The organism is Microbacterium sp. 01T413_2, from assembly GCF_056398985.1.
Genome location: NZ_JBFTQL010000003.1, coordinates 72,135 through 90,606, shown reverse-complemented (window position 1 = coordinate 90,606; position 18,472 = coordinate 72,135). Strand labels below are relative to the sequence as shown.

At 71.1% G+C, this 18,472-nt stretch carries 19 protein-coding genes; 14 read left to right on the top strand and 5 right to left on the bottom strand.

Features of this window, described 5'->3' with window-relative positions:
- Positions 1-38: 38 nt before the first annotated feature.
- Positions 39-500: a DUF3817 domain-containing protein gene (locus AC1DMN_RS03090; RefSeq protein WP_440732495.1), complete on the bottom strand. Its 462-nt coding sequence runs from the start codon at positions 498-500 to the stop codon at positions 39-41.
- Between the two features lie 167 nt (positions 501-667).
- Here AC1DMN_RS03090 and AC1DMN_RS03085 point away from each other — a divergent pair, with 167 nt between their 5' ends.
- From AC1DMN_RS03085 to AC1DMN_RS03025, 13 genes are all read left to right on the top strand, one after another.
- Entirely contained in the window at positions 668-1,417 is a 750-nt protein-coding gene (locus tag AC1DMN_RS03085; RefSeq protein ID WP_477230137.1) for a sirohydrochlorin chelatase, read from the top strand.
- A 148-nt stretch (positions 1,418-1,565) separates the two neighbouring features.
- Positions 1,566-2,600 (top strand): hypothetical protein, encoded by a 1,035-nt coding sequence (locus tag AC1DMN_RS03080; RefSeq protein WP_477230136.1) that lies wholly within the window; start codon positions 1,566-1,568, stop codon positions 2,598-2,600.
- A 271-nt stretch (positions 2,601-2,871) separates the two neighbouring features.
- Positions 2,872-4,593, top strand: a complete 1,722-nt coding sequence (locus AC1DMN_RS03075; protein WP_477230135.1) for a nitrite/sulfite reductase — start codon at positions 2,872-2,874, stop codon at positions 4,591-4,593.
- Complete coding sequence (locus tag AC1DMN_RS03070) at positions 4,590-5,336, top strand: phosphoadenylyl-sulfate reductase (protein ID WP_477230134.1); 747 nt, start codon at positions 4,590-4,592, stop codon at positions 5,334-5,336. Before AC1DMN_RS03075 ends, AC1DMN_RS03070 begins: the two co-directional genes overlap by 4 nt.
- Entirely contained in the window at positions 5,333-6,265 is a 933-nt protein-coding gene (cysD, locus tag AC1DMN_RS03065) for a sulfate adenylyltransferase subunit CysD (RefSeq protein WP_477230133.1), read from the top strand. Before AC1DMN_RS03070 ends, cysD begins: the two co-directional genes overlap by 4 nt.
- Positions 6,265-7,590, top strand: a complete 1,326-nt coding sequence (locus AC1DMN_RS03060; RefSeq protein WP_477230132.1) for a sulfate adenylyltransferase subunit 1 — start codon at positions 6,265-6,267, stop codon at positions 7,588-7,590. Before cysD ends, AC1DMN_RS03060 begins: the two co-directional genes overlap by 1 nt.
- Positions 7,591-7,773: 183 nt before the next feature.
- Entirely contained in the window at positions 7,774-8,859 is a 1,086-nt protein-coding gene (locus tag AC1DMN_RS03055; protein ID WP_477230131.1) for an ABC transporter substrate-binding protein, read from the top strand.
- On the top strand, positions 8,856-9,656 hold the full coding sequence (locus AC1DMN_RS03050; RefSeq protein ID WP_440732516.1) for an ABC transporter ATP-binding protein: 801 nt from the start codon (positions 8,856-8,858) through the stop codon (positions 9,654-9,656). The genes AC1DMN_RS03055 and AC1DMN_RS03050 overlap by 4 nt, the downstream gene beginning before the upstream one ends.
- The gene (locus tag AC1DMN_RS03045) at positions 9,646-10,608 is read left to right on the top strand and encodes an ABC transporter permease (RefSeq protein ID WP_440732517.1); all 963 of its coding nucleotides are present in this window, start codon (positions 9,646-9,648) and stop codon (positions 10,606-10,608) included. Before AC1DMN_RS03050 ends, AC1DMN_RS03045 begins: the two co-directional genes overlap by 11 nt.
- Positions 10,608-11,426: a uroporphyrinogen-III C-methyltransferase gene (gene cobA, locus AC1DMN_RS03040; protein WP_477230130.1), complete on the top strand. Its 819-nt coding sequence runs from the start codon at positions 10,608-10,610 to the stop codon at positions 11,424-11,426. The genes AC1DMN_RS03045 and cobA overlap by 1 nt, the downstream gene beginning before the upstream one ends.
- Positions 11,423-12,910: an FAD-dependent oxidoreductase gene (locus AC1DMN_RS03035; RefSeq protein WP_477230129.1), complete on the top strand. Its 1,488-nt coding sequence runs from the start codon at positions 11,423-11,425 to the stop codon at positions 12,908-12,910. The genes cobA and AC1DMN_RS03035 overlap by 4 nt, the downstream gene beginning before the upstream one ends.
- Complete coding sequence (gene fdxA / locus AC1DMN_RS03030; protein WP_440732520.1) at positions 12,907-13,236, top strand: ferredoxin; 330 nt, start codon at positions 12,907-12,909, stop codon at positions 13,234-13,236. Before AC1DMN_RS03035 ends, fdxA begins: the two co-directional genes overlap by 4 nt.
- Positions 13,229-14,155 (top strand): NAD(P)/FAD-dependent oxidoreductase, encoded by a 927-nt coding sequence (locus tag AC1DMN_RS03025; RefSeq protein ID WP_477230128.1) that lies wholly within the window; start codon positions 13,229-13,231, stop codon positions 14,153-14,155. The genes fdxA and AC1DMN_RS03025 overlap by 8 nt, the downstream gene beginning before the upstream one ends.
- A 185-nt stretch (positions 14,156-14,340) precedes the next feature.
- On the opposite strand, the gene AC1DMN_RS03020 is transcribed toward AC1DMN_RS03025, so the two are convergent.
- Entirely contained in the window at positions 14,341-14,901 is a 561-nt protein-coding gene (locus AC1DMN_RS03020) for an ATP-dependent endonuclease (protein ID WP_477230127.1), read from the bottom strand.
- A 6-nt stretch (positions 14,902-14,907) separates the two neighbouring features.
- Positions 14,908-15,450, bottom strand: coding sequence for an MOSC domain-containing protein (locus tag AC1DMN_RS03015; protein ID WP_440732523.1), 543 nt, complete (start codon positions 15,448-15,450; stop codon positions 14,908-14,910).
- Between the two features lie 215 nt (positions 15,451-15,665).
- Between AC1DMN_RS03015 and AC1DMN_RS03010 the strand changes: the two genes are divergently transcribed.
- Complete coding sequence (locus AC1DMN_RS03010; protein WP_477230126.1) at positions 15,666-17,081, top strand: MFS transporter; 1,416 nt, start codon at positions 15,666-15,668, stop codon at positions 17,079-17,081.
- A 47-nt stretch (positions 17,082-17,128) separates the two neighbouring features.
- Here the strand turns inward: AC1DMN_RS03010 and AC1DMN_RS03005 are convergent, their stop codons facing one another.
- Both AC1DMN_RS03005 and AC1DMN_RS03000 read right to left on the bottom strand, forming a co-directional pair.
- On the bottom strand, positions 17,129-17,560 hold the full coding sequence (locus tag AC1DMN_RS03005; protein ID WP_477230125.1) for a MepB family protein: 432 nt from the start codon (positions 17,558-17,560) through the stop codon (positions 17,129-17,131).
- A gap of 335 nt (positions 17,561-17,895) precedes the next feature.
- Positions 17,896-18,462 (bottom strand): MarR family winged helix-turn-helix transcriptional regulator, encoded by a 567-nt coding sequence (locus AC1DMN_RS03000; RefSeq protein WP_441977867.1) that lies wholly within the window; start codon positions 18,460-18,462, stop codon positions 17,896-17,898.
- Positions 18,463-18,472: the final 10 nt, after the last annotated feature.

Here is an 18,472-nt window from a genome sequence, read left to right as displayed (position 1 = left end):
GCACTTCAGATCCCGTAGACGCGGCCGGGCCGCCCCGATCACTTGCCGCCGGGAGGGCCGATCAGCAGCAGCACGGCGAAGATGGCCGCGACAGCAACGAGGATGAGCAGCGCGAGCACCCACGGCCGGTGCAGGAACCAGCGCATCGTGCGGTCGTACCAGGCGGCGTCCCGCGGATCGTCGGTCTGCGCGAGGCGCCAGTCGCCGGCGAGGCGGCCGGTGCGGTGCAGCCAGATCTCGGCGGGGATCGTGGCGTAGGGCACGATCGCGCTGGCGATCGCGAGGATCGCGACGCCGACGCCCCAGCGCTGGTGGAACGCGAGCAGCACCGCGGTGGCGCCGTAGGAGAGGAAGACGAAGCCGTGGATGGAGCCGGCGATCGTGACCAGCACCGGCGGCAGTCCTGTGGCACGGGCGATCAGCGCGCCGATCAGCAGGGTCCAGGTGATGGCCTCCGCGATCGCGAGCACGCGGAACAGGCGGGCTGGAGTGGTGAACACGTCTCTCCTCGGGTCGAGTACCTTTCCAGCGTAGGGATCCGGATACCCCCGCCGCCTCCCGCCGGCCTCCACCTTTCGGACGGTTTCGGACGCCCGATTCCGAAGGCCGTGTCATCGTGTGACGTGCGGCCCGGCGCGCCGGCAGGAGAGCGGCCTACACTCCCCCCATGCCCCGCCCCGCGCTGCTCGCCGTCTCTCACGGCACCTCGGACACCGCCGGCGCCGCTGCGATCGCGCTGCTGGTGCGCCGGGTCGCCGAGCGGCTGAACGGCGCCCCGTCGCAGCAGACCGAGGACGAGCGCCGGGTCGCCGTGCACTCCGGCTTCGTCGACGTGCAGCAGCCCGACGCCCCCACGGCCCTGGCCGCGATCGACGGACCCGTCGTCGTGGTGCCGCTGCTGCTGTCGCAGGGTTTTCACGTGCGGGTGGACCTGGGGCGGGCCGTTTCGGAGCGCTCCGACGCGGTCGTCACGAATCCGCTCGGGCCCGATCCGCGCCTCGCGGAGGTGCTCGCGCGGCGGCTTGCGGAGGCTGACGGTGCGTCACGCTCCGGGGACGACGCAGATCGCCCGGTCGTGCTCGCCGTCGCGGGCTCCCGGGATCCGCGGTCGCTGCCCGACGCCGAGGCGATGGCCGCACTGCTGAGCGGGGAGCTGGGGCGCGCGGTCGTGCCCGCCTACCTCGCCGCGCGCGAGCCGAGCCTCGCCGACGCCCTCGCCGCGCTTCCAGGAGCCGCTGTCGCGACCTACCTGCTCGCGCACGGATACTTCTTCGACATGGCGGAGCGCGTGACCGGATCCGCTGCGCTCACCGAGCCGCTGCTCGACGACGGCGAGCCGCCCGTGCCGCTCGTGGATCTCGTCGTGGACCGCTACCTCGCGGGCGAGGCCGAGCTCAGGCAGCTGCGGGGGCACTGAGCGGCTGTCCGCCTCGCCGCCGCGGTGACCGCCGGAGCCCCTCGCGAGCTGTTCCCCTGCCGTTCACGCGACGGCCACTCGCTTCGGGCCCGCGAGCGCGATGGTGGGTACGGCGTCGGCGCCGGCGCCCCCGAACGAAGGACACCGCATGCACCTCCCCCGCACTCTTGTGGCGGCGACGGCCGCCGCCATCGCGCTCGTCGCCGCGAGCACCACCCCTGCCCTCGCTGCCGACGCACCCGGTCAGGACAAGGACGGCCACTACTCGTTCGCCGTGATCGGTGATGTCCCCTACGGCACCGCACAGCAGGCGCTGTTCCCGCAGTGGATCCAGGAGATCAACGCTGCGGATCCGGAGATGACGTTCCACGTCGGCGACATCAAGAACGGTTCGACGCGCTGCGACGACGCCCTGTACCAGCAGATCAAGGGTGACTTCGACACCTTCACGAACCCGCTGATCTACACCCCGGGCGACAACGAGTGGACCGACTGCCACCGTGCGAACAACGGGGCGTACAACCCGCTCGAGCGCCTCGCCCACGACCGCTCCGTGTTCTTCGCGAACCCCGGAGTCTCCCTCGGGCAGAACCCGGTGAAAGTCGACGCGCAGACCGCGGCCGGGTTCCCCGAGAATGTGTCTCTGCGTCGCCAGGGCGTCGACTTCGCCGCGATCCACGTCGTCGGCAGCAACGACGGCGTCCAGCCGTGGGCCGGCCTCGGTGACACCGTCGCGCGCCCCGAGCAGCTCGCCGCGGAGCAGGCGCGGATGGCGAACGCGATCTCGCTCGTGAAGAGCACGTTCGCGACCGCGAAGCAGAAGCACGACCGCGCCGTCATGGTGCTGCTGCAGGCCGACATGTTCGACCCCACCTACACGCCCGCCTGGTCGGACATCTCGGCCTTCCAGCCGCTCGTGCAGACTCTCGTAGAGCAGTCCAGCGCCTTCGACGGCGAGGTGTACCTCGTCAACGGCGACAGCCACGTGTACAACTCCGACAAGCCGCTCGCAGCCGGATCCCCGTGGCTGGCGACCTATGGCGTGACCGGATCCGCCGACAACCTCACGCGCGTGACGGTCGACGGATCCTCGAACAACAAGGACTGGCTGCGCGTCACGATCAACCGCCCCGGCGCCGACCACGTGCTGAGCTGGGAGCGCGTGCCGTACCTCGCGCACTGATCCGTATCGCGCTCGAGGACTCCGCCTGCGCTCGCGCTCGGGCGGATTTCTCGCGTTCCGGAGGAGGGATTCGCGGATCCGCTCCGCCGGTGGCTGCGTTCTCCTCCCCAGCGTGCGGGCGACCGGATCCCAGCTCGAAGGCCGCACCGGGGACGCTCCATTGAACAGCATCCTCCCCGGAGGAAACTGGACCATGTCGAACAATGACGCTCCGTGTCGGAGCCGATGACACACACGAGCGCCCGCGCGGATCCGCCCGTAGCTTGTCGGCATGCCTCCCGAAGCGATCGTTCCTGTGCGTGGTGCCCGCACGCGCACCGCCCGCGTGCCCACCAAGCCGCACGGGCAGTGGGCCGTCGACGGCCACGAGCCCCTCAACGGCAACGAGGAGTGGAAGCTCGCCGACGGCGGGCTGAGCGTGCGCGAGCGGATCGAATCGACGTACGCCGCCGGCGGCTTCGCCTCGATCGACCCCACCGACCTGCACGGCCGGTTCCGCTGGTGGGGCCTGTACACGCAGCGCAAGCCCGGGATCGACGGCGGTCGCACGGCGACGCTCAGCCCGGAGGAGCTCGAGGACGAGTACTTCATGCTGCGCGTGCGCATCGACGGCGGCCAGCTCACGACCGAGCAGCTGCGCGTGATCGGCGGCATCTCGACCGAGTTCGCCCGCGACAGCGCCGACTTCACCGACCGGCAGAACATCCAGCTGCACTGGATCCGCGTCGAGGACGTGCCGGAGATCTGGCGGCGGCTCGAGGACGTCGATCTCAGCACGACCGAGGCCTGCGGCGATGTACCCCGCGTGATCCTGGGATCCCCGGTCGCCGGCATCGCGGCCGACGAGCTCATCGATCCGACCCCGCAGATCCTGGAGATCGCGGAGCGATTCATCGGCGACGAGACGCTCGCCAACCTGCCGCGCAAGTACAAGACCGCGATCACCGGCCACCCCAGCCAGGACGTCGTGCACGAGATCAACGACTGCGCGTTCGTCGCCGTCGAGCACCCCGAGCTCGGCATCGGCTACGACCTCTGGGTCGGCGGCGCGCTCTCCACGGTGCCCCGCCTCGGCGAGCGCCTGGGCGTCTTCGTCACCCCCGACCGCGTGGCCGAGGTCTGGCACGGCGTCACCCAGATCTTCCGCGACTACGGCTACCGTCGGCTGCGCAACAAGGCCCGGCTGAAGTTCCTGCTCGCCGACTGGGGTACCGAGAAGTTCCGCGAGGTGCTCGAGGGCGAGTATCTGGACACCCCGCTGCCCGACGGTCCCGCCGCCCCGAAGCCGGTCGGCAAAGGCGACCACGTCGGCGTGCACCTGCAGAAGGACGGCCGCTACTACGTCGGTGCCGCTCCCGCGGTCGGCCGGGTCTCCGGCACCGCGCTCACCGGACTCGCGGACCTCGCCGAGGCGCACGGGTCCACCCGGATCCGCACCACGCCGTACCAGAAGGTGCTCGTGCTCGACATCGCGGAGGACCGGGTCGAGTCGCTCGTCGCGGGCCTGTCGAAGCTGGGCCTCGAGGCCCGCCCGAGCCTGTTCCGCCGGGCGACCATCGCCTGCACCGGCATCGAGTACTGCAAACTCGCGATCGTCGAGACCAAGGTCAACGCCGCCCGCGCGATCGAGCAGCTCGAGGAGCGCCTCGGTGCGCTCGAGCCCGAGATCGGCCGCCCGATCAGCCTGCACGTGAACGGCTGCCCGAACTCGTGCGCCCGCATTCAGACGGCCGACATCGGCTTGAAGGGCCAGCTCGTCATGATCGACGGCGAGCAGGTGCCCGGCTACCAGGTGCACCTCGGCGGCGGCCTCGCGAGCGCCGACCGCGAAGAGGCGGGCCTGGGCCGCACCGTGCGCGGCCTGAAGGTGCCGGCCGACGGCATCGCCGACTACGCCGAGCGGGTGATCCGCCGCTACCTCGCCGATCGCACGGGTGCGGACGAGACCTTCGCGACCTGGGCGCACCGCGCCGACGAGGAGGCGCTGCAATGAGCACCGTCGTCGACCTCGAACTGCGGCCGGCCCGTCGCTCGTCCGACGAGCTGCGGGCCCTCGCCGAGCGCGGCGCGGCAGAGCTGCGCAGCGGATCCGCCGATGAGGCTTCGCCCGCCGAGGTCGCCGCCTGGGTCGCCGCGAACGTCTCCCCCCGCCTCGCCGCCGTCGCCTGCTCGATGGCCGACGCCGCGCTGCCGCACCTCGTGGCCGAGGCCATCCCCGGCGTCGACGTGCTGTTCCTGGATACGGGCTACCACTTCCTCGAGACGACGTTCACCCGCGACGAGGTCGCCCGCACGCTCGACGTGCGCATCGTCGATGTGAAGCCCGCGCAGACCGTGCGCGAGCAGGACGCCGAGTTCGGCAAAGACCTGTTCGCCCGCGATCCCGCGCTCTGCTGCGAGATGCGCAAGGTCGCCCCGCTGCACCAGGCTCTCGGCGGCTACGAGGTGTGGTTCACGGGCGTCCGCCGCGAGGAGGCGCCCACGCGGGCGAACACGCCGCTGATCGCCTTCGACGAGCGCAACGGGCTGATCAAGGTGAACCCCGTCGCGGCGTGGTCGTTCGACGACCTCATCGCCTACGCCACCGCGCACGACGTGGTGGTGAACCCCCTCGTCGCGAACGGCTACCCCTCGATCGGCTGCGCACCGTGCACCAAGCCCGTCGCCGCCGGCGAAGACCCCCGCTCCGGACGCTGGGCCGGACTCGCCAAGACCGAATGCGGACTCCACGTATGAGCATCATCGACACCCTGCCCTCGCGCACCGACGCGAGTGCCCTCACCGGACTCGACCTGCTCGAGGCCGAGGCGATCCACATCATCCGCGAGGTCGTGGCCGAGTTCGAGCGCCCCGTGCTGCTGTTCTCCGGCGGCAAGGACTCCGTGCTCGTGCTGCACCTCGCCGCGCGCGCCTTCGCGCCGGGCCGGATCCCGTTCCCCGTGCTGCACGTCGACACCGGGCACAACTTCGAGGAGGTCATCCGGTTCCGCGACGAGACCGTCGAGCGCCTGGGCCTGAAGCTCGAGGTCGCCCGCGTGCAGGACTACATCGACGACGGCCGCCTCACGGAGCGTCCTGATGGCACCCGCAACGTGCTGCAGACTCAGCCCCTGCTCGATGCGATCGCCGCGGGCAAGCACGACGCGGTCTTCGGCGGCGCCCGCCGCGACGAGGACAAGGCGCGCGCCAAGGAGCGCATCATCTCCCTGCGCGACGAGTTCGGGCAGTGGGATCCGCGCAACCAGCGCCCGGAGCTGTGGAGCCTGTACAACGGCCGGCACACGCCGGGCAAGCACGTGCGCGCGTTCCCGATCTCGAACTGGACCGAGCTCGACGTCTGGCGCTACATCGCCCGCGAGCAGATCGCCCTGCCGCCGCTGTACCTGGCGCACGAGCGCGAGGTGTTCCGGCGCGACGGCATGTGGTGGGCCGTGAACGAGTTCGCACAGCCCCGCGAGGACGAGCAGGTCGAGCGCCGCGTGGTCCGCTACCGCACGGTGGGAGATGCGAGCTGCACCGGCGCCGTCGAGTCCGACGCCGCCACGGTCGACCAGGTCGTCTCCGAGGTCGCCCGCTCCACCCTCACCGAGCGCGGCGCCACCCGCGCCGACGACCGCATCAGCGAGGCCGCCATGGAGGACCGCAAGAAGAACGGATACTTCTGATGAGCACGATCGAGACCGCCCCGGCGCTGCTCCGCGACACCACCCTCTTCCGGTTCGCGACCGCGGGCTCCGTCGACGACGGCAAGTCGACGCTGGTCGGCCGGCTGCTTCACGACGCGAAGGCGATCCTTGCCGACCAGCTCGAGCAGGTCGCGCGCACCTCGGCCGACCGCGGCTTCGCGCACGGCGAGTTCGACTTCGCTCTGCTCACCGACGGCCTGCGCGCCGAGCGCGAGCAGGGCATCACGATCGACGTCGCGTACCGCTACTTCGCCACGGACGCGCGCAGCTTCATCCTCGCCGACTGCCCCGGCCACGTGCAGTACACGCGCAACATGGTCACCGGATCCGCCACCGCCGACGCGGTGGTCGTGCTGATCGACGCGCGCAAGGGCGTCGTCGAGCAGACCCGCCGGCACCTCGCCGTCGTGTCGCTGCTGCGCGTGCCGCACGTCGTGATCGCGGTGAACAAGATCGACCTCACGGGCTTCGACGAGGAGCGGTTCCGCGCCGTCGAGGAGCAGGCGCTCGCCGTCGCCGCCGAGCTCGGCCTCATCGACATGCACGTGATCCCGGTCTCGGCGCTCGAGGGCGACAACATCGTGGATCGGTCCGACCGCACCCCGTGGTTCGAGGGCCCGACCCTGCGCGAGCTGCTGGAGACCCTTCCTGCCCGCCAGGCCGAGGAGGACGCCGCATTCCGCCTGCCGGTGCAGACCGTGATCCGTCCGCAGGGCGGCATCTCGGCACTGATCGACGACGCCGAGGCCGACGAGCTGCGCGACTACCGAGGCTTCGCCGGGCGGGTGTCGAGCGGATCCGTCCGCGTCGGCGACCGCGTGCAGGTCTTCCCCGGCGGTCACGAGACGACCGTCACCGGCATCAGGGTCGCGGGCCGCGTGGCCGAATCCGCGCACACCGCGCAGTCGATCGCCGTGACGCTCGCCGACGAGGTGGACGCCGCGCGCGGCGCCCTCATCGCGACCGCCGGCACCGTGCCGGACGGGCATGCGGAGGCCGAGGTCGAGATCTTCCAGCTCGACGTGCGGCCGATCGCCCCGGGCGCCCGCGTGCTCGCCAAGCACGGCACCGCCACGGTGCAGGCGATCGTGACCGAGGTGCTCTCGCGCCGCGACCTGGACACGCTCGCCCTCGAGGACGCCGCAGAACTGGCTGTGAACGAGATCGGCCGCGTGCGGATCCGCTTCGCCTCGCCGCTCCCCCTCGAGCCCTACGCCGAGGACCGGGAGGGCGGCGCGCTGCTGCTCATCCACCCCGTCGACGGCGCGACGCTGGCAGCCGCCACGGTCGTCGCGGCGACCTAAGGGGTCGTTGAGCGAGGACGGCGAAGCCGACCGAGACGAAACGCGGTCACCCGCACGAGCACCGCGTTTCGTCTCGCGCAGACCCGCACTGAGCGAGCGAAGCGAGCCGAAGTGTCGCTCAACGACCACGAAGAAGAACCAGACCCGCAACACCCACCCAAGAAACGCCCTAAGGAGGCGACAGTGAATCGCAAGACCCGCATCAGCACGGCCCTCACCTCTCTCGGACTCGCGATGGCGATGCTCGCCGGCTGCGCCTCCGGCCAGGCTGCGGCCTCCGGCCCGTCGGCCTCCCCGACGCACGACGACCTCGGGGAGCTGCACCTGGGCTACTTCGCCACGGTCACGCACACCCCGGCCCTGGTCGGCCTGCAGGAGGGCCTGATCCAGAAGGAGCTCGGCGCGACCCAGCTCAAGACCGAGGTGTTCAACGCCGGCCCCGCGGCCATCGAGGCGCTCACTGCGGGTGCGATCGACGCGGCCTACATCGGCCCGAACCCGGCGATCAACTCGTTCATCAAATCGGGCGGCGCCTCCGTGCGCGTGATCGCCGGAGCGACCAGCGGCGGCGCGGCCCTCGTGGTGCGCGACGGCATCACCAGCGCTGACGACCTCAAGGGCAAGACGCTCGCCACCCCGCAGCTCGGCAACACGCAGGACGTGGCACTGCGCACCTGGCTCTCCTCGAAGGGGCTGAAGACCAGCGTCACGGGCGGCGGCGATGTGAACATCACGCCGACCGAGAACGCGCAGACCCTGACGCTCTTCAAGAACGGACAGGTCGACGGCGCCTGGGTTCCGGAGCCGTGGGCCTCGCGTCTGGTCGTCGAGGCCGGCGGGCACGTCCTGCAGGACGAGCGCGACCTGTGGCCCGACGGAACCTTCCCGACCACGGTGCTGCTGGTCAGCAAGGACTTCGCCGACAAGCACCCCGGCGCCGTGAAGGAGCTGGTGGCGGGTCACCTCGACTCCCTGGACTGGATCGCGAAGCACAAGACCGAGCTGCCCGGTGCGGTCAACGACGCGCTCAAGGCCGCGACCGGCAAGCCGCTCTCGGACGCGGTGCTGACCAAGGCGCTCAGCACGGTGTCGTTCTCGGCCGATCCGAACGCGAAGGCGTTCGCGACCCTGGTCAAGAACGGCGTCACCGCCGGTACGCAGACGAAGGGCTCGATCGACGGCCTGTTCGATCTCGCGGCGCTGAACGCCGCCCTGAAGGAGCGCGGTGAGAAGGCCGTGAGCGACGGCGGGCTGGGAACGAAGAAATGACCGCCCCGCTCGCGCCGAGCTTCGACGGGGTCACCCCGGTCCTGCCCGCACCGGATCCGGTGGATCCGGCCGTGCGCCTCGCGCATGTGACCAAGCGGTACGGATCCGGCCCCGTCGTGCTCGACGACATCTCCCTGGACATCCTGCCGGGAGAGTTCGTCTGCCTGCTCGGCGCGAGCGGCTGCGGCAAGTCCACCCTGCTGAACCTCATCGCGGGCCTCGAGCCGCTGAGCTCGGGCTCGCTGACGGCTCCGGACGAGGGCGCCGCCGTGATGTTCCAGGATGCGGCACTCATGCCGTGGCTGAGCGCCCGGCGCAACGTCGAACTCGCCCTGCGTCTGCGCGGGGTGCCGCGCGCGGAGCGGCGGGCGGAGGCGCTGCGCCTGCTCGGGATCGTGAACCTTGCGGACGCCGCGGACAAGCGCCCGCACGAGCTCTCCGGCGGCATGCGGCAACGTGTCGCGCTCGCCCGCGCCCTGGCCCAGGACCGGCCGGTGCTGCTCATGGACGAGCCGTTCGCCGCGCTCGACGCGATCACCCGCGACCTGTTGCACGAGGTGCTGGAGAACGTGTGGCGCGAAACAGGCCGCACGATCGTGTTCGTGACCCACAACGTGCGCGAGGCGGCCCGCCTCGGCGAGCGCGTCGTGCTGCTCGGCAGCCGCCCCGGCCGGATCTCGCGCGAATGGCGCGTCGCACGCACCCGCGGCCGTCGTATCGAGTCGCCCGAGGTGTCGGCGCTGGCCGCCGAGATCACCGTCGAGCTGCGGAAGGAGATCCGCCGCAATGCCTCTTGACAAGATCATCCCGGTCGCTGAGCCTGTCGAAGCGACATCCCTGGGGGCGGGGCAGGTCCCTTCGACAAGCTCAGGGACCGGACGACGCACCGACGACGACCTCGCCCGTCTCGAAGCGGGCCTGGACCGGCTGCAGACCGCCGAGGCCGGATCCGTCTCCCCCACCCGCGAGCGCCTGCGTGCCATCCTGCCGCCGGTGGGTCTGCTGGTGCTGCTGCTCGCCGCCTGGCAGCTGTACATCGTCATCGCGAACCCCCGGCCCGACAAGGCGCCGAGCCCCCTGCAGGTGCTGGGCGCGCTCGGAGACGCCTGGCAGGCGGGCCGGCTGCAGGAGGCTGTGCTCACGAGCCTCGAGCGCGGCGGCATCGGCTTCGTCATCGCGATCGTCGTCGGCACGCCGATCGGCCTGCTGCTGGCTGAGTGGAAGCTGCTGCGCCGTGCCGCCGGACCCCTGATCTCGGGGCTGCAGGTGCTGCCGTCCGTGGCCTGGGTGCCCGCCGCGATCATCTGGTTCGGCCTGTCCGATGCGACCGTGTACTTCGTGATCCTCATGGGCGCGATCCCCTCGATCGTGAACGGACTGCTCTCCGGAATCGACCAGGTGCAGCCGCAGCTGCGCCGTGTGGGCACCGTGCTCGGCGCGAACCGCTGGCAGGCCGCCACCGCGATCGTGCTGCCGGCTGCTCTGCCCGGCTACCTCGCCGGCCTCAAGCAGGGCTGGGCGTTCTCCTGGCGGTCACTGATGGCGGCGGAGATCATCGCGACCGGCGGATCCATCGGCTTCGGACTCGGATCCATGCTCGACCAGTCCCGTCAGCTCGCCGACCTGCCGGGCGTGCTCGCGACCATCATCCTGATCCTGGCGATCGGCATCCTGATCGAGCTGGTGCTGTTCGCCCCGCTGGAGCGGGCCGTGCTGCGCCGCCGCGGACTTCTGCTCGGAGGCGCATGATGACCAACGGAACCGTCACCCTCGTCGGGGCCGGCCCCGGCGACGCCGGCCTGCTCACGATCCGAGGACTGCGCGCCCTCGAGCGCGCCGATGTGATCGTCGCCGATCGTCTGGGTGCGCGCGCCGTGCTCGACCAGCTCGCCGCGGAGGGCACAGTCCTCACCGCCGAGGTGATCGATGTGGGCAAGACCCCCGGCCACCACCCCGTGCCCCAGCACGAGATCAACGCTCTGCTGGTGCGGCATGCGCGTGCCGGGCGCGAGGTCGTGCGCCTCAAGGGCGGAGACCCGTTCGTGCTCGGCCGCGGCCGCGAGGAGGCCCTCTACTGCGAGGCCGAGGGCATCGCGGTACAGGTCGTGCCGGGCATCACCAGCGCGATCTCGGTGCCCGCCGTCGCCGGCATCCCGCTCACCCACCGCGGCGTCGCCACGGCCTTCACCGTCGCGAGCGCGCACGATCCGATCGAGCAGCTGCCTGGCGGATCCGACCACACGGTCGTGCTGCTCATGGGCATCGGCACGCTCGCGCACACCGCGGGGATCCTCGCCCGGGGTGACCGCGGCGCCGACTGCCCCGTCGCGATCGTCGAGGACGGCTACGGCCCCGGCGAGCGCGTCACGATCGGCACGCTCGGCACGATCGCCGCCGTGGCCGCGGTGCGTCAGGTGCGCAACCCCGCCGTCGTCGTCGTGGGCGACGTGGTGCGGCTGAGCCCGCACGCCTCGCCCTCGCAGACCGGGGCCGCCCTGCTCGAGAAGCTCCTCTCCTCCTCCCGATCCGACTCCGCCCGATCCGACCGAAAGACCCTGCAGCCGTGACCGCTCTGAACTCCTCCGCCCCGCTCCGCGTCGCGATCGTCGGCGCGGGCCCTGCCGGGATCTACGCCGGCAACATCCTCGCGAACGCCGTCGCCGCCCGCGCGAACGGCTCGTCCGTCGGCGCAGCCGGCGACACGTTCGGCACCGTCGGCGCAGCCGGCGACACGTTCAGCACCGTCGAGATCGACCTGTTCGAGTCGCTGCCCGCGCCCTACGGGCTGATCCGCTACGGCGTCGCCCCCGACCACCCCCGTATCAAGGGCATCGTGAACTCGCTGCACGAGATGCTCGACGCTCAGGGCGTCGATGCCGAGCGTCGCACGATCCGCTTCCTCGGCAACATCGAGGTCGGCCGCGACGTGTCCCTCGACGAGCTGCAGGCCCGCTACCACGCCGTGGTGCTCGCGACCGGTGCGATCCGCGACGCCGCCCTGCGCATCCCCGGCGCCGAGCTGCCCGGATCCTACGGCGCCGCCGACTTCGTCTCCTGGTTCGACGGCCACCCCGATGTGCCGCGCACCTGGCCGCTCGTGGACGAGCAGGTCGCGGTGATCGGCAACGGCAATGTCGCGCTCGACGTCGCCCGCATCCTCGCGAAGCTGCCGGAGAACCTGCGCAGCACCGAGGTGCCCGACAACGTGCTCGCGGGACTCGAGGCGTCCGCCGTCACCGACGTGCACGTGTTCGGCCGCCGCGGGCCCGCCGACATCAAGTTCACCCCGATCGAGCTGCGTGAGCTGGGCGAGGTCGCCGGAGTCGACATCCTCGTCGATGACGCAGACTTCGAGGGCGTGGATCCGGCCGCCGCGCCCAACAACCAGCTGAAGATCATGCTGCGCACGCTGAACGCCTGGCGCGACCGTCCCGAGAACCGGGGCGAATCGACCGGCGCCCGCCGCCGGCTGCACCTGCACTTCTGGCACGCGCCGGTGGCGATCATCGGATCCGATCGCGTCGAGAAGGTGCGCTTCGAGCGCACCGCTCCGGCCGAGGACGGATCCGTCTCGGGCACCGGCGAGTTCGTCGAGTACCCGATCACCGCCGTGTACCGAGCCGTCGGCTACTTCGGCTCGCCGATCGTCGACGCCCCCTTCGACGCCCAGCGCGGCGTGGTGCCGAACGAGAGCGGCCGCGTCGACGGCACGCCGGGGCTGTACGCGACCGGCTGGATCAAGCGCGGTCCGGTGGGCCTCATCGGGCACACCAAGTCCGATGCAACCGAGACCATCGCGAACCTGCTCGAGGACGCCGAGGCCGGTCGACTCGTCGCCCCCACCGAGTCCGCCGACGTGCTGGAACTCCTCGCCGAGCGCGAGGTCGAGGTGACCACGTGGGACGGGTGGCTCGAGCTCGACGCGCACGAGCGCGCTCTGGGGGCCGCACACCAGCACTCGCGCGAGCGGGTCAAGGTCGTGCCGCGCGAGGAGCAGGTGGAGATCTCGCGCCGCTCTGCGCTTTCCGGCACCGGAGCGCTCGCCCGATGACCTACGTGATCGCGCTGCCCTGCGTGGATGTGAAGGACCGCGCGTGCATCGACGAATGCCCCGTGGACTGCATCTACGAGGGCGAGCGCTCCCTCTACATCCACCCCGACGAGTGCGTCGACTGCGGCGCCTGCGAGCCGGTCTGCCCCGTCGAGGCGATCTACTACGAAGACGACCTCCCCGACGAGTGGACGGACTACTACAAGGCCAACGTGGAGTTCTTCGACGAGATCGGATCCCCGGGCGGCGCCGCCAAGGTTGGTCCCTATGCGTTCGACCACCCCGTCGTCGCCGCTCTCCCGCCGCAGGGTGACGGGCATGACTGACGACGTCTACGACGTGCTCATCGTGGGCGGAGGGCCGGCCGGGCTCTCTGCCGCACTGAACCTCGCGCGCTCTCTGGCGCGCGTGCTCGTCGTCGACGCGGACCGACCGCGCAACGCCGCGACCCTCATCTCGCACGGCTTCCTCACCCGGGATGGGATCCCCCCGCACGAGCTGCGGCGGATCGCGCGCGAAGAGCTCGCCGCCTACCCGAACGTCACGATCCGCACCCGCGAGCGGGTGTTCCAGATCGAGGCCGACGGATCCGGGTTCGTCGCCGAGATCGGCCGACGCGCCCCCGAGGTACGGATCGCCGCACACCGCGTGCTCCTCGCCACGGGCCTGCGCGAGACGCTGCCCGAGGTGCCGAACCTGCGCGGGTTCTACGGCGTGAGCCTGTTCAGCTGCGCGGCGTGCGACGCCTGGGAGCTGCAGGACCGCCCCCTCGCCCTCATCGGCGAGACGTCGGACCTCGCCGCCCGAGCCCGGCTCATCGCGCGGTGGACGAAGGAGCTCACGGTCTTCACGAACGGCGCCGACACCATCGACACCGCGGAGGAGGCCGAACTCGCGGCCGCCGGGATCGCGGTCGAACGCAGCCCGATCGCCGAGCTGTACGGAGAGCGCGGGGCGCTCACCGGCATCCGCCTCGCCGACGGATCCATGCACGCGGTCGAAGGTGGCTTCGTGCGCCCCGAATGGGAGACCGACCTCTCGTTCCTGCCCGCACTCGCGCCCGACCTCGACGCGCACGGCCACCTCGCCGCCGACCGAGCGGGCCGCACCAGCGTGCCCGGACTCTACGCCGCGGGCGACGTCGCCTCGCCCGGTCCGCAGCAGCTCATCGTGGCCGCCGGTGCCGGAGCGCGGGTGGCCGCGGTGATGATCCACGACTCGATCGGCGTCGCGACGGCCCACTGACCCGGCGCGTGGCGGGCCGGCCCGGGGCGCAGCTCCGCAGGAGAAATGCAGGTCTGCAGGACGGAATCCGCGAATCCGTCCTTGGAACGTGCATCCGTCCTGCAGAAGCGCCCGCTCCAGAAGCGTCCGCATCCGCCCGCCCCCAGATCCACCGGATCCGGTCGGTCATCCGCGGCTTCACGGCGTCAGGCCCGCGCCACGACCTCCGCGACCGCGTCGAGCAGCGCCACGAGCGGACCCGGGATCCGATCGATCGGGAGAGCGGCGACCACGTCGGCCGCGAACCGCGTCTTGCGGCCGCTCGCGGTGCCGGCGAAGCGGTGCAGCTGCGCCTCGATCGAGCGGACCCGCTGTGCGGGCTGACCCTGGAACACCCGGAACAGCGCGAGCTCGCCACGCGTCGCCAGCGTCTCCAGCACCAGATCGGATCCGGCAGCGCGGATCACCTCGTCCTCGAGGTCCCGATCGCAGCCGAAGAAGCCGACGCGCGTCACGGCGGCCGGATCCGTCTCGCCGTCGGGCAGCACGCCCGCGGCGATGAGGGCACCGAGCACGTACCGCAGCTCGGCCGCGTCGTAGAGACCGAGCACCGGCACTGCCGGATCCCGCCGCTGCAGCCAGGACCGCAGGTTCGTGATGCCACCGAGCGAGACCACCTCCGCCCGGACACCGTCGCCGCGCAGCTCTGCCGCGGCGATCAGGGCCAGCCTGTCGCTTTCTCCCTCCACGAGCACTACGGGCAGCACGGGCGATCAGACCCGGGTCAGTGGAAAGTGCGGCGGGGACGGCAATTCGACCTCGATCACATCTCCGGGGACCACGGATCCACCGCGTGAGACGATGCCCATCACCCCGGCCAGCCGCACCACGGAGCCCTCACCGTCGGCATGCACGAGCCGCTTCAGCAGCCCGGACCGGAAGTCGTTGATCTGCTGGCACGGATTGCGCAACCCGGTCACGGTGACCACCGCTTCGGATCCGATGTGCAGCCTCGTCCCGACCGGCAGAGCCAGCAGATCCACATCGCCGGTCGTGATGTTCTCGCCCAGCTGCCCCGACGCCACCTCGTAGCCCGCCGCACCCAGGTCGCCGAAGAGCTCCTCATGGATCAAGTGCACCTGACGGAGGTTCGGCTGCGAGGGATCCACGGCGACCCGCGAGCGGTGCTGCACCGTGGGACCGGCGTGGGCATCGCCGGCGACCCCCACACCCTCGACCAGTGCGATCTCGCCCTGCGTGGATTTGCTGAACCCGTGCACCGGGCTGGTAGAAACCGCGACCACTCGACCCGTCATGGGTTCATCGTGCCACGGGCGCCTCGCCGCTGAGGCGCGGTCCGGCGTCTCGAACTCAGTCGATTCTGCCCGCTACGCCGCATCAGGCACTCGAATCAACCGGATCGACTGAGTTCGGAACGGAGTCCACCGACCAGAAGTGCGCCGACAGGACCGCGGATCGCGCATCGGCGCGCCGCTACCTCTCGTTCACCGGCACACACGAGACTTCCTGCATGAGCAACGGCGATCATCCCGAACCCCAGGCGACCGCGAACAGCGGAGCCGTCGCGGTGGTGGGCCTCGAGCTGCGCGGTGACGAGCCGGCGCCGAAGAAGCAGATCTACTCCTGGGCGCTCTGGGATTGGGCGACGCAGCCGTTCCACTCGGTGATCCTGACCTTCATCTTCACCGCGCTGTATCTGACGTCCGACGCGTTCCTGCCGACCGACCTCGCCTCGCTGGCCGACAAGGACCCGGCCAAGGTCGCCGGCATCGCCGAGCTCACGAGCGGCCTCGGGCTCGGCGGTACCATCGCCGGCTTCGCGATCCTGCTGCTCGCGCCCGTGCTCGGACAGCGTGCCGACGCGGCCGGCCGCCAGAAGCTGTGGCTCGGCATCGGCACCGGCGCCCTGATCCTGTGCATGCTCGGGCTCTGGTTCGTCACCCCGACGCCGTCTCTGTTCTGGCTGGGCGTCGCGCTGATCTCTGCTGGCGTCGTGTTCAGCGAGATCGCCTCGGTGAACTCGAACGCGATGCTCATCTCGATCGCGAATTCGAAGACGGTCGGACGAATCTCGGGCCTCGGCTGGGGCTTCGGCTATCTGGGCGGCATCGTCGCGCTCGTGCTGGTGATCGTGTTCTACATGGCGGACTGGTTCGGGCTCTCCGCAGACGGCGGTCTGCCGTTCCGCATCATCGCCGTCGGCTGCGCGGTGTGGGCGATCGCGTTCTCGATCCCGATCTTCCTGAACGTGCCGGAGCCGTCGCTGGGACGGGCGGACCGGAAGGTCGGCTTCTTCGCGTCGTACGCGCTGCTCGTGAAGGACGTGATCGGGCTCTACCGCAACCCGACCACACGCACCACGTTCTGGTTCCTGGTTGCGAGCGCGGTGTTCCGCGACGGCCTGGGCGCGGTCTTCACGTTCGGCGCCGTGATCGCGAGCACGGTCTTCGGCTTCAAATTCATCGAGCTGGTGATCTTCGGCGTCGCCGCGAACCTCATCGCGGGCGTGTCCACGATCCTGGCCGGGCGTCTCGATGACCGCTGGGGCCCGAAGCGGCTGATCCTCATCTCGCTCGCCTGCATGTGCGTCGCGGGCATCGCGGTGTTCGCCCTGGTCGACACCGGGCGGATCGCCTACTGGATCGGCGGCCTGATCCTGTGCGCGTTCGTGGGGCCCGCGCAGTCGGCAGGGCGGTCGTTCCTGGCCCGGGTCACCCCGGCCGGCCGCGAGGGCGAGGTCTTCGGCCTCTACGCCACGACGGGCCGAGCGGCGAGCTGGATCGCCCAGGGCGCCTGGACGGTGCTGATCCTGCTGACCGGCAACACGAAGTTCGGGATCCTCGGAATCGTGGCGGTGCTGCTCGCCGGCCTCCTCCTGCTCCTGCCGGTGAAGGAGACGCGGCGCAGCGTCCACCTCTCGCGCTAGGCCGTATCGCCCACCGCAACCCATCGGCTCACCAGCACCACCTGAGCTCAGAACTCCTGGAACGCGGGCGCTTGAGCACGTTGCGTGGCCGTGGCCTGGACGTTCAAGCCCGCGCACCAGCTCGGATACACCCGGAAGCCACGCTTGCCCGGCCGCCTTCCCGCCGTGATGCCGAGCTCCGTGAGATGCGCGCCGGTGAACCGGAACACCCCTCTCCGACCCTGCTGCTCCACGAAGACGAGCAGACCCGCAGCGGGATCGTCATCGCTGAACGGCGCCGTGCTCCCCTCAGCGTCTCGTTGCCAGAACGCGACGAAGGCGCCCGGCTTGGTCGGAGTGTTACGCGCGGTACGGATATGCCAGGCCTCGTCGCAGATCTGGACGATCCCGGACTCGTAGTCGCTGTTCTGCATCTCGGGGATGACTTCGGCCGCCATGCCCACCCCCGCCGAGTACGCCGCAAAGGCAGTGAAACGCATACAGCCACGCTAACCTGCCGAGCCGTCAGCCCTGGGCCGAGGAAGGATGCCTCGATCGACGCGCCCCAGGCCCGATCTCGGCAGAGCACATCCGGCGGCCCGGACCTCCGCCCGGCCAGTTCAGGTCGCACTCTCTCCACTCAGGTCGCACTCTCTGCACTCAGGTCGCACTTTCTGCGCCGAACGGCGGCTCCGAAGAGCAGAAAGTGCGACCTGAAGCGGATCCGGCCGAAGCGGATTCGGCTCGCGGCGGAGCGGTCGCATAGCCCCGCCGAACCCGTCGGACCCCGCGAGACCCTGCGGGGTCGCCGCGCCCTGAGCGACAGACCGGCCGCTCAGCGCCAGTTGGCGGCGACCTTGGCCAGCAGGCGGGCGAACTCGGCCTGCTCCTCGGCCGTCAGCGCCGACATCGCCGTTCGCAACGCCTCGCGCCGGTCGCCGCGGATGCCGCGGCCCATCCGCCGCCCCTCGTCGGTGAGCACGATGCGGGTACGACGGGCGTCGTCCGGGTCCGCCTCGCGAAGCAGCCAGCCTCGTTCCACACCCTGCTGCACGAGGCGCGATGCGCGCGGCTGATCCACGCCGATCGCCTCACCCAGCGCGCTCACGCTGAGCGGGCCCTGGGCCAGCGCCTCGAGCATGCGCAGCCGCGCAGGCGCCTCGCCGCGAGCACCGTCCCACGGCCCCGCCCCGCGCGCGCGCGGATCCCCGTGCGCGGCTCCGTGCGCGCCGCGCACGTGCGGACCGCCGCGGCCCCGGAATCCGTCGCCACCATGCCCGAAGTCGGGATCGTGCATCCCGTGCCGATGCTCGCGCGGCGGGCGCAGGCCCCGACCGCGCAGTAGGCCGAGCGCCGCGACGATCGCGTCGAGGGGATCCGGGTTCTCGGCATCGTGAGGCATGCTCCGATTT